Raw genomic sequence first — 13,904 nt, 5'->3', positions numbered from 1 at the left:
TAGTCACCTTGAAGCGTGCCCCATGCGCGCACTTTCTTCCACATCCTGACACACCAAGTGCTTGATCTTGCAGGAAGAAATGTGGGGATACCTCAGGGTCAGGTTGACTTTTTCAGTGAATCTGGCCCCGTTCTTCATTAGGGAACAAGGGGGGGGGTGACTTATCAAGTGGACCCGACCTGTCTTATACACTTCCTGTGTTGATTGGGAAAAATCTAACATCCGAGTTAGGCCGCGCCGCGAAGCGGCGTCGGCTTGGACGAATTATTAGATCATTCGGATGATCTGCCGAACTTTGAATAGATCTCGGCTTCGGCTGCTTCGCATTTCATCAAGTAGTCATAGCCCTTATCTCGCACACTACCTGTTACATCAGGCTCAATTCGACGCAAAATGTTCTTCTTGATCCTGTTGATTTCTTCCAGCGCCACCTCTGGTGGCATGCCGTGCTTGAGACTATGCATGACCTGCTCGATATCCGGTTCGAAATTGCGGATTCTAGGAGTTGGAATTCCAGTGATGGCAGAGGCTGCCACTCCCGTCATTCGCGAAGTTGTCCGACGAAACTCCGACCGGAGTTCATTTATCTCGGCGCGAACAATTTGCAGTACTTCACCGATGTCGTTTTCTGATGCGTCCTGAAGCGCGGCAGGACGGGAAAGCGAAAGAATCTTCACGATCGAGTTAACGCTCTTTCCAGATTTCGCCGCAGTCGCGGTCGACCGGATCGTTTCGGCGATCTGCTCTTGGTCTTCCAGCACATCCCGGTAGCCGAGCTGGCTGCGGTACTCCGTATATCGCAGCGGCGCGATATCGAAAATCTTCGGTGTGCCGATTTCCTGCACCAAGACTGTCGGCATGTCGAATGCCTGGCGCAAACCTAGTTCGAAGAGAACATTTGGATTACGCGAGCTCAAGTCGCAAACAGCCATGGGCGACTCAATTAGCTTTTGCAGAATATCGAGATGAATGAGGTTCGTCTGCTTAACCTCATCTGCCCTTACGGGTTGATATCCCGATTTTTGGCATGCAGGCTTGAATACGTCCTCGTAGACGCGCGTGAAGTGGCTTTTTTTTACCCATCTGGATCCGCGATTGGCATGATCAAGAAGCAAACGGGCAGCTCAGTGGTTGTGGCTTTTCTCTCGGCAGTAGCCATATAGCTCCAATGAATTGATCTAACCACTATTGGACGGCCTCAGCGCGGCATAACGTGATACTCGCCGACTCTCTGGGAATGGTAGATCGCCACGAGCGCTTGAAGCTCACCTCTTTTAAGCTATGTCCCTCTGACGCCAGGTGTTATGCCGCATCCCTAGCGCGGCCACAGTCAGTGCCACGATGCTCCATGCCTTTCTCAACATTGTTTCTTCCCCCCTGAAGAAATGTGTGGCTTTGCGGCTGCATTACATACTGCGTGACTTGATCCTCGCCGAGTTTTTGGGTTGCGTCAATGCGCTTGCGCGAGTGATTGCTGGTTTTGTCGGCTTTGCCCTCATCCGCCCTTCGGGCACCTTCTCCCGCGTGCGGGAGAAGGGATTGGTGTGTTGGGTTATTGGCTGTTTTCTGCGGTTGCCGGCTTGGCTGGGGTGGGTAGAGCGAGATTATTGTTGAGGTCGGTAATCTCTGGCGCGTTGCTTTCGGTCACCACACGCACCTGCGCGGTTTTTAGATTTGCCGCGTTGGTTAGTGGCAGGCGTACCTGCGTGGTGATTGGCTGCAGATTGTGTGGTGCGGCAAGTGCCGGAAACGCCGCCCGCGCCAGCTCTTTGCCACGCGCATCCTCCAGCACCACAGACCCGGCCGGTGCATCGACATGGCCAAGGCTGTGCACGGTCACTTCGATGGCGTCTGCGGTCACGCGCACATCGCCATGACCAATCCCCAGGTCCGGGCGTAGTTCGACTGGGCCGCTTTCTGCAATGCGTTCGAGCTGCAGGACGGTGGTGCGGCCTGCGGGGAAGTCGATGTCGATGGCCGCGCTTTTTTCGAAAGCGACCTCTTGCGTCTTGGCTGCGCTGTCGAGCTTGCCGTCGTTGCCTTTGCTCACTCCTTGAGTGATGCGCCATTGGCCTGGGGCGACGTTCCAGCCGGTCATGCTGGCGCGCTGAGGTTTACTGGAGGTGTTGTAGGCGATGACGGTGAAGCGGTCTTGCCGGGGCGCGGGGATGGCGATGGCCACTTGGGTGGCGGCCTCTGGATTATTGAAGCGCCAGCTGACGGTGTGGCCGGGGTAGGTTTGATTGCGTTTGAGGGCCACGCCGCCAAGGCGTGCGCGCTGCAGGTTGACCGTGGGGGATTCCACGCGGTCGCTCCACCAGTGGCCTTCGGTGTTCATGTAGAAGTTCTGCAGTTTCTCCCGCGCCTCGCTGCGGTAAATGGCGGCGAGATACTCGAGGTTGCCGGTCTGCTCCCAGGCCACATGGTGCGGGAAGTCCGGGGCGCTGCCGTCGTCCTTATTGGCGGCGTCAATGAGCTTGCCGCTCCAGTCGCTGCGCTTGCCCATGACGTCGAGGAAGTTTTCGTTGAGCAGGGATAATCCGTTGGGGCCGCTGCTGGCGACGCGGTAGTCGATGGGTTTGAGATAACGCGCATCGCCGGTGAAGCGGTAGGCGGCCCAGAAGGTGTGCAAGGTGTCGGCGCCGCCGCTGCCTTCGAACAGTTCGCCGCCGCGGGTTTTGCCGGTTTGCCAGTTGATCTCGTTGGGCAGGGCCCAGTTGCCCTTGGCGTTGGTATAGGCATGGGCGAGATAGCCATCCGCTAACCCGGTGACGATGCGGCGGCTGTTGGGGTCGGCGTTATAGCCGCCCAGCAGGATGGCCGGGTGCACGATGGGAAAGGAGTACGGCTTTTGCCATTGCCAGTTGGGCTCGCGGTAGACTTTGCGGCCGCCGAACCAGTTGCTGGCAAACAGCAGGTGGCCTTGCGGGTTGGCCTGGATGATGGTGTCGAAGGCTTTGACGGTTTGCATCAGGCGCTCGACGGTGCGCGGGTCGCCCCAGTTGAGGTACAGCAGGGCGCTGTTGAGGTTGATGCCCTCTTCATAGGCATGCAGCTCGTCGGTTTCGATGGTGGACAGGCCGTTGGTGAACATGCCGTTGCGGTAGTTGGCCTCCGACAGTGCCAGCATGGAGGCGTTGAGCATGTCCGGGTCCACGCCCATCAGCGCGACACCGGGCCATTGCTGCACCAGGTCCGAATCATCCGAGATGCCGCCGCCGAAATCGCCGTAGGCCACCTGGCGCTGCTCGATCCACCAGCGGATGTAGCGGCGGGTGGCGCTGAGGTCTTGCAGCTGCCAGAACGCCCAGGCGGGCACGCCCTTGGGCGCGGCGGGCATGTCCACAGGCAACTCGCCCTGGTTGGCGTAGCTGATGTCGTTCCAGTACTGGCGGCCGAGGGCGTGGTCCGGGTCGACGCGCAGCAGGTCGGTGGTGTCTGCATCCAGGCGCTTGTAGAGCAGTTGGCGCTTGGAGGTGGTGTGTTCTTCCACCAGAAAGCCCCAGTTGTCCTTGACCTGGTTGAAGCGGTCGGCGACGTGCTCCTTAATGGCCTCATTGCGCGGCTTGAACACCAGCTGTAGCTGGGTGCCGTCGAGCGCGTTGGCGTTAAAGCCGGGCGCGGCGGCGGCGATGCTGAGCATCAGGCTGTCGTTGCTGAGGATTCTGTCGCGCAGGTCCAGCCACAGCGTGCGGGCCTGGCCGGGAGCGACGGCCACCGAGACATCGATCATGTCGCGTGCGGGCCAGATGGGGTCCTTGATGCGGATGTTGAGCGGGATGCTGCCGTTGTGGGTGGCCGGCAGGTTGAGCGCCGGCAGGGTGATGGCGATGCCGTCCAGGCCGTCGTGCATGTTTTCCCAGCCGTAGGACCAGCTGCGCATCAGCGCCTGGTCCGGCGGCGGGTTGCCCAGGCTGGACGGCACCAGGATGTGCACGATGGGCTGCTGCGCGCTTGCTGCAGTCTTGTCGCTGGGGCGCTTGCGCGCCGGCGCCTTGGTGGGCAGCGCGATGACGGTCTGGCGCTCGCCCGGCGGGTAGCGGCCGGCGATGACGCCGCGCAGTTCGGCGAGATTGTCGTAGTCGGGCTGGATGTCGCTGCGCACGGTGTAGCTGAGTTGCGCGCTGCCTTTGGGCACATCGCCCGGTTGCACGTTGTAGGCCCAGATTTCCTGGATGGGGGTTTCCTGCGCGGTGTTGGCAAAGCGCAGGGTGCCGCCGCGGCGCTCGGGGAACTGGTCCACGCTGCGCACCACGCCTTGTGCGCGTGCGAACAGCGGTTGCGCCTGCGCGGTGCCTGCACCGGCAGCAGTAGGCGCGGTGTAGCTGGCCTGGCCGTAGGCGGCGCCGCGCAGTTCGATGCGGTTGACCGGCTCGTCCGGCAGGGTGAGGTCCAGCGCCTTGCCGCCTTCGACGTAGGTGTTCCAGTCCGGCAGCTGGAAATAATCGTTGCGGCCGGGCAGGCGCGAGCGGTTGTAGACGCCGGGCCAGGTGGTTTCGGCAATGCCGTCGGTGGCCTTCCACATCCATTGCTTGAGATCGCGCGCGTCGGTGAATTCCACCTTGCGGATGCCGGTGACCGCTGCGGTGAGTGCAGGCGGTGCGTGGCCGTTGTCCCAGCCGTAGCGGTGCAGGAAGGCGGTGTGTTGCGCGTCGCTGGTGGCGGGGACGGCGGTGGTGGGTTCTTGCAGGCGGGCGAGCGCGCTGGCGCCTGCGCCATCGAGCATGCGGTCGTAGATGCGAATCTCATCGAAGTCGCTGCCGCGCAAAAAGTTGTAGCGGCTCTGCACCTGGTGCGGCGACATCACGCGGCCGGCCAGGCCGAACTGGTCGAGCGCAGTGTCGTAATCGAGCGCGCCGCCGTTGGTGCAAGGCGCACCGCAGTCCACGCGTGCGGCTTCCTTGCCATCGACATACAGGCGCACGCCCTGGGTTTCGTCCCAGGCAAACGCAATGTGGGTCCAGTCGCTGGCGCTGGGGAGTTTGTCGAGCTTGAACGAGACGCGGGTGCGCGCGAGGTTGGCGTCGGTGACGAAGGCATCGAAGCCGTGGCCGTTCCAGTCGATGCGCAGCCAGGCCATGTCCCAGCTGGTGTGGTCGGCGTAGCCGACGCGGAAGATCACGAACGGCGCTTCGCCCACCGGGTAGCGCGAACGCCAGAAGAAGCCGAGCGTGCCGCGCTGGGTGTAGAGGTTACCGGGGGCATTCCACGACAGCACGCCGTCGTCGGCCCATTCGATGGCGTTGCCGCGCTTGCCGGTGGGCACCAGGGCGATCTTGTCGCGGAAGTTGGGCACGCCATCGCCGCGGGCGACGTCCGCGTCCAGGCTGCGATCGGCCGAAACCCGGAACAACAGCTCCGGGGCCGTGGAGGTGGCCGCACTCACCGGCAGCGCAATCAAACACAACAAACCCATCCAAACCTTCAGCACACGCACCTCGTCTGGTTCAAAACCACTCTTCAAAACCACTGCCGCACCGCATGGGCGACAGACACTGCACCATGCCAACGCAACGCGGCACGCGGCGCACGGTTGGCGGCGAGCAAGCGGGCTGGCACGTACGAGAGTACATGCGGTGCCTGCGTGCTGCGCGCGCCAGCCTGCGCCGCGTGCGGTGGTGCGGTGGCTGCGTCCACTACAGCCCGTTTGCGGCCTTCCACTTGGGAATCTCGTCCTTCAACAACTTGTCCGGCCAGGTGCCATGCCAGGCATAGCCCACGCGGCGTTCGTTGGGCACCTGCATGTAGTCGGTCAAGGCCTTGCCGTCGCGGTTGGCATACAAGGGGCACTGATTCTGCAGGTCGTAGAAGCGTGCCCACAGCGAGGCGCCCGGCTGCGCGACCAGGATCACGTCCTTGCCGGTTTCCTGGGTGGGGTCATCGATTTTCTTGGTGACAAGATCGCGCATGCGGTGAGTGTCGAACCAGACACCGGCCGCTTGCACCGCAGTCTTGATCTTGGCCGAGGGGTTGGGCTGGCGCATCAAAAACCGCGCGATGCTCACCGACTCGCTGGACGACAACGAGGCCAGCTCATACGCGCGCGCCTTGGCCGGCTTGAGCGTGACCTCGTCGTATTGCGCGCCCCATACGGTGAGCGTGCCGCCGATCTTGACCTGGGTGGCAAGCACGCATTCCAGGCCCTTGGTCACCGCCTGCACTGCGCGTGCGCCATGGCTGCTGCGCAGCTGCGCGCCGGCATCGCCCTTGCCCTCGCCGATGTCCTGCAGCAAGTTGAGCACGCGCACCATCGCGTCGTCGTTGTAGGTGATCTGATGGTGATAGGACGACAGGTCCGGGTAGAACTGCGGCCAGCCGCCATTGGCGTATTGCGCCTTGAGCAGGTAGTCCACGCCACGGCGTGCGGCGGCGATGTACTTGGCGTTCTTTTCGTTCTTGAAGGCGGTGGACAGGTACGTGATTTCGTACGTGGTCGCCTTGTTGTCGATGGTGGCGTCGTCCTTGCGGCCGGGCTGTTGCAGTTCGGCAATTTCTGCAGCGGTGAAGGTGCGCGTGTAATCCACTGCCACGCCCTTGTACTGCTTGGACCAGCCACCGGAGGCGGTCTGCAGCAGCAGCATGTTGTCGGCGATGGTGTCGGCCATGGCCGACAGCGGTGCCAGCAGCAACGCGGTGGTGAATGCAATTGTCGATAAACGGATCATCAGAACGGCCTCCAGCTGCCCAGGATGGTGTTGCGGTCCAGCGCGGCGGCCTGCGCAGCAGTGAGCTGGCGCGACCACTTCACGCGGCGCGACGGGTTGGCGCCGTTGCCGCTGCTCTGGTATTCGCTGTAGCGGGCAGTGGCCTCGTTGGCGGCGTTGCCCCAGTTGTTCCAGCCTTCGGGCAGGATGTGCGCGCCGAGCTGGCTGCTGACGAAGCTGACGCTGGCATACGGGCGCCACGGGCGGCCCAGGTGCACGCGGCTGACGCCGCTGGCGGCGGTGACGCGTGCGTTGCGGAACACGAAGCCGCGCGCACTTTCCTGCGGAGTGGAGGCGGCGGTGAGATAACCATCGCCCAGCGAATGCAGTTGCGTGTTTTCAAACAGCGCTGTGCCGCCGCCGAAGATGAAATCGACGGTGCCTTCCACGTAGCAATCCAGAAAGTACGAGAGCTTGGGATTGCGCAGATACAACGTGTCTTGATAACCGAGAAAGCGCACATTGCGGAACGCCGCGCGGTCGCCATCCACACGCACCGCCACCGCCTGCCCAACCGGGCCTGCGTGATTGCCGAAGGCGAGTTTTTCTGCAGTGAAGTCGTTGCCGGCGATGATGACGCTGGACGAACCGGAGGTGCCGTATTCGGTGCCGGTGGCCGGATTGATGCGTGAGGCGTAGTTGTCGTAGGTGATGACGGTCTGGGTGGCGCCGGCGCCGGTGAGCCTGAGCGCCGGTGCGTTGGACGGCACCACGATCAGTTCCTGGTAGGTGCCGGCGCCGATGTTGATCTGCGCGCGTTTGCCGCCCTGCACGGCGGCGTCGATGGCGGCCTGTACGGTGCGGTAGCCGGCGCTGCCCTGCTTGGCCACGGTGTAGACCGGGTCGGCGGCAATGGCCGCGGTGCTGCCCAGCGACAGCCCGGCCAGCAATGCGGTGGCAGCGAGAGTACGTAACACGATCCTGCGATGCGGTTGCATGCGTTGCTCCTGTCAGAACTTGTAGCGCGCGCCGATGTAGTACTGACGCCCGGTGACGGTGTATTTGTCGGGCAGTTCCAGCGTGGAATCGACGTAGCGGCGGTCGGGGGTGTCGAGCAGGTTGATCGCCTCGAAGGTCAGCGAGATGTGGTCGTTGAGCTTGTAGGACATGTTGAAGTCGACGTTTTCAACGCTGTATTTGCCGGTGACATCGGCAGTGGCTAGGCGACGCCCGTCCAGGTCGTAGACGTCTTCCTGGGCGAGGATGTTGTTGATGTAGCCATCGCGATAACTGGTGGACACGCGCGCACTGAAGCGGCCGTCGTCGTAATAGACGGTGGCGTTGTAGGACTGCGGCGAGAGATTGAGCAGGTCGCGCTCGGTGGCGGTGGTGGTGATGCTGGTGTTGCTGTTGCCGGCGGTACTGAACAGGTAATTGATCTTGGAATCGACCTGGGTGTAGTTGAGCTGGATGCCGAAGTTGCGCCAGAAGCCGGGCAAAAAGTCGAAGGCCTGCTGGTAGGTCAGCTCGAAGCCCTTGAGCGGGCCGCCGGGAGTGTTGAAGTAGCTCTGCACATTGAAGATGGTGTCCGGCGTAAAACCTGCCGGGAGCAGATCCAGCGAGTAGCCCATCGCCTCCCAGGTGCTGAGCACGCGGGTGCGCTGCACGTAGCTATCGATGTCCTTGTAGAACACCGCCGCCGACAACAGCGAGCCTTCGCGGAAATACCATTCGGCGCTGAGGTCGTAGTTGGTGGAGCGGAACGGGTCGAGCTTGGGGTTGCCCAGGTTGATCGAGAAGAAGCGCCCGTCATCGAAGAACTGGGTGGGGCCGCCGCTGACGCTGGGCGACAGATACGCCAGCGTGGGACGCGCCATGGTCTTGGCCGCACCGAAGCGCAGCACCACTTCGTCGCTGACATCCCACGAGAGGTTGAGCGAAGGCAGGATGTCGCGGTAATTGTGATTGACGGTGGTGGGCACCAGCAGGCGCTCGCCGGCTGCGGCGGTGGCGCTGGCCACGCCGAAGAACGATTCGCAGTTGGGCGAGATGGCGCCGGCCGCGGTGGCGGTGCATGGCGCATAGCCGCTGGCGGCGATCTGCGTCTGCACATAGCGCACGCCCAGGTTGCCGCGCAGCGCGCGGCCCCACAGGTCGGTGTTGAAATCCAGCTGCAGGTAGGTGCCCAGGCTCTTTTCGTTGACGGCGAAATTGTTGTTGGACGAGCCGAAGTGGCCGACATCGGCCAGGCGGTAGTCGCCACCGGGCACGCCGGTATCGCAGTTGCAATTGATGTTGAGCAGGTCGGCGACCTTCTGGAAATCCGGAATCACCCAGGTGGTGGGGAAGCTGCCGTTCAAGCTGCGGCCGAAGCCATCCAGATTGGTGCTCAAGTCACCCACGCCCACACCGGCCGGCAAGGCCTGCGCCAGTCGCCCGTAGGACACATGGCGCGACTCCGACGTATCCATGTCGTAGTTCTTGTAGGCCAGCCCGGTGCGGAAGGTGAAGGTGGGGCTGATGTTGAATTCCAGATCCACCTTGGCGGTGTCGAAGGTGTTGCCCACCGACTGCGGGTTGAGCCGCACCTCGCTGATGTTGGTGCCGCGCGCGGTGCCGTTGCTGTTGACCGGCACCGCGCCGTAGCCCAGCCACTGCCAGTTGTCGGGGTTACCCGCATCGAAGGGGAAACTCATGCTGGGGTAGTCGCCACCATTGCGGCGGTCGAGCACGAAGCCGTCCAGATTGGTGTTGTCGAAACTCACCATCGAAAACTCGGGGCGTTCGTAGTCCGAGGTCGAATGGCCGACCAATGCGTTGACGCGCACCTGGTCGTTGAAGCGGTGCTGCAGGTCCAGGCTGAACTGCTTGAACTCGGTGGATTCTTCGATGTTGCTGGATTCGGTGCGGAAATCGACGTTGTCGAACACCCCATAGGTGAGGCGGTTCTGCTCGTCCACCTGCGCCTGCCGCACTGCGATCTGGGTTTTGCCGCCGAAGTTGGCGGTGCGGTGCAGGTTGGCGCCGACCGAGTCTTCGCGCTGGTCCTTGTCCAGCTTGGAATACAGCATGTCGACGTTCAGCAGGGTGTCGTCGCTGACCTTGAATTGCAGCGCGCCGGTGACGCCCAGCCGTTTGATCTCGTGATCGGTGCGGATATAGCGCGGGTAGCGCGGAATCCACGCATCAGTAGCGGTTTCGTAGGCCTGGATGTTCTCCGGCGAGTTGGCCGGGCGCGCGATGCCGGTGCCGCAATTGGTGGCGCTGATGCCGTAGCTGCCCCAGCCGTTGTTGCGGTCCTGGTTGGCCTGCGAGCCGACCCCGGCAGGGGTTTCGTTGGCCAGCGGGTTGCGCGGGGTCTGCGGGTTGTAGCCCACCGGCGAACAGAAACCGTAGGTGCCGTTGTTGGTGGCGGTGTTCTGGTTGGAGTTGCGGTAGTTGCCGTGCTCCCAGCGCACCGGGTTGTAGCCTTCCTCGCGCAGGTGACGCTCGCTATACGACACCGACATCAACGCGCCCACGCGACCATCGGCCCAGATATTGCTGATCAAACCGGAAAAACGCGGGTCTTTTTCGCGCGAGAGATCGTTGTAGCCGTACTGCGTGGATGCGGCCGCTTCGAAGCCGTCGAAATCGAACGGGCGTGAGCCACGCAGATCGACGGTGGCGCCGAGCGAGCCTTCGTCCATCTGCGCCGACTGGGTCTTGCTGATGGTGACGCGGCTGAAGAGTTCCGAGGCAAAGGTATTGAAGTCGAAGCCGCGGCTGCGGTTGACGCCATCGCTGCCGCTGCCGGCGGTGGCCAGGGCTTCCAGCCCGTTGATGCGCACGCGGGTGAAGTCCGAGCCCAGGCCGCGCACGGAGATCTGCTTGCCCTCGCCGCCTTCACGGTCGATGGAGACGCCGGCGATGCGCTGCATCGATTCGGCCAGGTTCAGATCGGGAAACTTGCCGATGTCTTCGGCATAGATCGCATCCACCTGCTCCACGCTGTAGCGCTTGGCATCCAGCGATTGCTGCAGGCTTTCGCGGTAGGTGGCCTTGACCTGCACGCGGTCCAGATCCACCGCGTCGGTAGGCGTGGTCGGCGGGCCGACGGTTTGCGCGGCAGCAGTGGCCGCGTGCAGTGCCAGAACAATGGCCACTGACAAACGCGCGCTGGGCAGGCGAGCGGCCGCCAATGCGGCGGGACGACGCGAACAGACTTGCATGATGCACTTACTCCAATGGCACTGCTGCAAAGACGCATGCAGCCTCCCCACAGGCCCCTGGCGTCGCTCGATAGCGCTAGCGCATCGCCGCGACGCGACCTTGCGGCGGCGTGCGTTGGATGTCTGCGATTTGAAACGGCACGCCCACCGCGTTGCATGCGCGCACGCACGGCGGGCGCAAGATGTCATCGCGATCAGGCGTTGGAATCAGGCCCGCTGCGCGTGCGCAGCGGGCGGACACGCGTTAGAACTTGTAGCGGGCACCCAGCAGGAATTGGCGGCCGGTTTCACCGTATTGCAGCGGCAACTGGCCGGTGCGCGGCGACGACACCCACTCGTCTGAAGCTTCGTTGGTGAGGTTGATGCCTTCCAGGCTCAGCTCCAGCTGCTTGCTGATCTTGTAGCGCAGCGAGGCGTCGATCATGGTGGTGCCGGTCATGCCGTGCACGCCATCGACGTTGAAGCCGGCTTCCGAACCCGGTGCCTGGGTCAGGTAGTCGTCGCGGTTGGTGGCCGACACGCGCCCTGCGAAGGATTCGCCTTCATAGAACAGCGTGGCATTCCACGACGAGCGCGACAGCCCGAGCAGGTCGTTCTTCATCACCGGCGCGCCGCTGCTGGCCAGGTACTGGATCTTCGAATCGACCCAGGTGTAGTTGAGCTGCACGCCCAGGTTGGCCCACTTGCCCGGCAGGAAGGTGAAGGGCTGCGTGTAGTTGGCTTCCACGCCCTTCAATTCGCCGCCAGGCGTATTGAGCGGGATGCTGAAGGCGAAGTCGTCGTTCACCGTTGCGCCGGTGCCCTCCAGCAAGGACGCCGGCAGGCCGCTGCTGGAATACGGACGCACTTCGCGCGCGGTCTGGATGAAGCTCTCGATGTCCTTGTAGAACAGGCCGACACCGAGCAAGGCGCCTTCGTTGAAGTACCACTCCAGGCCGAGGTCGACGTTGGTGGCTTCGATCGGGTCCAGGTCCGGGTTACCGCCGGCCACGGTGCGTGCACCACCGGCCACGGCCACGGTCACGCCGGGCGTGAGGCTGCCCAGGCCGGGACGCGACATCACCTTGGCGGCGCCAAGACGCAGCAACAGGTCCGGCGCCAGCTCGGCGACCAGGTTGAACGAGGGCAACGTGTTGTCGTACTTGCGGCCGACCGTGGTCAGTGCCGGCGCGTTGTTGATCAACGCATAGCCAGTGGATTCCTGCTCGGTCTCCACGTAGCGCACGCCGAAGTTACCCGACAGCGGAATGGCGCCCAGGTCGGTAGAGAACTCGCCCATCAACCACACGCCGCGGTCTTTTTCTTCGACGCTGCGGCTGTTGTTGACGCGCGGGGCCACGGCGAAGGTGCCGCTGTTGCTGTAGATGCCGAACTGATCGGCCACTGCATCCAGGTTGGGGACCACCCAGCTGGCCGGGCTGCCGTTGATGCCCTTGAGCCCGGCTTGTTCGGTCAGGGCGGCCGGGACGATGCGCGTGCCATTGGCGAAGGTGGGCACGGCCAGCTCGTTGGCGCGGCGCAGTTCGACGGTGCTGAAGGTGTAGTTCTTGGCCAGCACGCCACCCTTGAGGCGGAAACCGGGGCTGATGTTCCAGTTGAAGTCGATCTGGCCGGTGTCGAAGTCGTTGTCCACCGACTGCGGACGCAGGCGGATTTCGGCCAGCTCCCATCCGTTGGGATTGGTCGGGTCGATCCCGTAGTTCAGCACCGGCGCGCGGTTGTTGCCGCGGTAGTCGTAGCTGTACCCGTCGACGTCGTACTTGTCCATGATGATGGTGGTCTGGATCGGGTTCTCGTGCGCAGAGCGCGAGGTGCCGACCCGGGCATTGACGCTGAAGGCATCGTTGAAGCGATGCTCCATGTCGAAGCTGATCTGCTTGAACTCGGTGTTCCATTCGTCGTGGCGGTTTTCGGTGCGGATGTCGACATTGTCGAACTCGCCGTAGACCAGTGCGTTGTTGCGGATCTCGCCGTTGCGCACGACGGTGGCCGGCTTGCCGACGAGCACGGGGCGGGCATTGCCGCCGCGGCTGAAGGAGATCGCTTCGATGTAGTGCTCGTCGCGCTTGGCATCGATCTTGGAATACAGCATGTCCAGCGACAGCGTGGTGCGGTCGGACGGCTTCCACTGCAGCGAGCCGGTGACGCCCAGGCGCTGCTGGTCGTGGATCTGCTGGGTGTAGCGCGGGAAACGCGGGTGATAGACATTGGCCGAGCGCGCCGCGGCGAACGGCGAGGCGGCACTGAAGCCGCCGTTGCTGGGGCCATTGGCCCAGCGGCCGGTGTTGGACCCTTCTTCCAGCACTTCGCGCTCGGTGTAGGCCACCGACAGCAAGGCGCCGAAGGTGTTGTCGGCCCAGGTGTTGGCGATCAGGCCGGCCACGCGCGGGTTGGCCTTCTCGGCCATGGCGTTGTAGGCGGCCTGGGTGCTGGCGGCGAAGGTGAAGCCGTTGTAATCGAACGGACGCGCGGTACGCAGGTCGACGGTGGCGCCGAGCGAGCCTTCTTCCACGTCGGCCGAGGCGGTCTTGCGCGCGATCAGCTGCGAGAACAGGTCCGAGGCGAACACGTTGAAGTCGAAGCCGCGGCCGCGGTTGGTGCCGCCGCTCTGGTCGCCGGCGCCCACGGTGGTGAGCGCCTCCATGCCGTTGATGCGCACGCGGGTGAATTCCGGCCCCAGGCCACGCACCGAAATGGCGCGGCCTTCGCCGGCCTCACGGGTGATCACCACGCCGGGGATGCGCTGCAGCGACTCGGCCAGGTTGAGGTCGGGGAACTTGCCGATGTCCTCGGCGACAATGGCATCGACCACGCCGGCTTCGCCGCGCTTGATGTCCAGGGCCTTTTCCACCGAGGCGCGGTAGCCGGTCACCGTGACGGTATCCAGGTCCACGGCGGGCTCGACGGGTGGTTGGGTGGTGTCCTGCGCAGCAACGTGGCCGCTCAGCGCCAGGCCGATCGACAGTGCAAGCAAGGTAACCGGTGTCTTCCGGTTGGTGGTCCGAAATTGCATGTCCTCCCCTCCCAAGGGTCCATGAACAATGTGAAA

General features: G+C 63.3%; 6 protein-coding genes. All 6 read right to left on the bottom strand.

Annotated elements, in window-relative coordinates; genetic code table 11:
• Window positions 1-272 precede the first annotated feature (272 nt).
• On the bottom strand, window positions 273-1,115 hold the full coding sequence (locus M3O59_RS00515) for a hypothetical protein (RefSeq protein ID WP_147308540.1): 843 nt from the start codon (window positions 1,113-1,115) through the stop codon (window positions 273-275).
• Between the two features lie 437 nt (window positions 1,116-1,552).
• The gene (locus tag M3O59_RS00510; protein WP_181920622.1) at window positions 1,553-5,416 is read right to left on the bottom strand and encodes a LamG-like jellyroll fold domain-containing protein; all 3,864 of its coding nucleotides are present in this window, start codon (window positions 5,414-5,416) and stop codon (window positions 1,553-1,555) included.
• Between the two features lie 220 nt (window positions 5,417-5,636).
• Window positions 5,637-6,665 (bottom strand): pectate lyase, encoded by a 1,029-nt coding sequence (gene pelA, locus M3O59_RS00505; protein ID WP_116906430.1) that lies wholly within the window; start codon window positions 6,663-6,665, stop codon window positions 5,637-5,639.
• Complete coding sequence (locus tag M3O59_RS00500) at window positions 6,665-7,642, bottom strand: pectinesterase family protein (RefSeq protein ID WP_064630215.1); 978 nt, start codon at window positions 7,640-7,642, stop codon at window positions 6,665-6,667. The genes pelA and M3O59_RS00500 overlap by 1 nt, the downstream gene beginning before the upstream one ends.
• 12 nt (window positions 7,643-7,654) lie before the next feature.
• Complete coding sequence (locus M3O59_RS00495) at window positions 7,655-10,855, bottom strand: TonB-dependent receptor (protein WP_116906429.1); 3,201 nt, start codon at window positions 10,853-10,855, stop codon at window positions 7,655-7,657.
• Between the two features lie 244 nt (window positions 10,856-11,099).
• Window positions 11,100-13,868, bottom strand: coding sequence for a TonB-dependent receptor (locus M3O59_RS00490; protein ID WP_116906428.1), 2,769 nt, complete (start codon window positions 13,866-13,868; stop codon window positions 11,100-11,102).
• Between the last annotated feature and the right edge of the window lie 36 nt (window positions 13,869-13,904).

The organism is Xanthomonas nasturtii (assembly GCF_023337365.3).
Classification (GTDB): Bacteria; Pseudomonadota; Gammaproteobacteria; order Xanthomonadales; family Xanthomonadaceae; genus Xanthomonas; species Xanthomonas nasturtii.
Note: the sequence above shows the minus strand (reverse complement) of the source record. Positions and strands in the feature narration are given on the sequence as shown.

What these genes read in the sequence shown, in the direction of transcription:
- M3O59_RS00510 (WP_181920622.1), bottom strand. Translation starts at nt 5,416, where the DNA reads ATGGGTTTGTTGTGTTTGATTGCGCTGCCGGTGAGTGCGGCCACCTCC.
- pelA (WP_116906430.1), bottom strand. Translation starts at nt 6,665, where the DNA reads ATGATCCGTTTATCGACAATTGCATTCACCACCGCGTTGCTGCTGGCA.
- M3O59_RS00500 (WP_064630215.1), bottom strand. Translation starts at nt 7,642, where the DNA reads ATGCAACCGCATCGCAGGATCGTGTTACGTACTCTCGCTGCCACCGCA.
- M3O59_RS00495 (WP_116906429.1), bottom strand. Translation starts at nt 10,855, where the DNA reads ATGCAAGTCTGTTCGCGTCGTCCCGCCGCATTGGCGGCCGCTCGCCTG.
- M3O59_RS00490 (WP_116906428.1), bottom strand. Translation starts at nt 13,868, where the DNA reads ATGCAATTTCGGACCACCAACCGGAAGACACCGGTTACCTTGCTTGCA.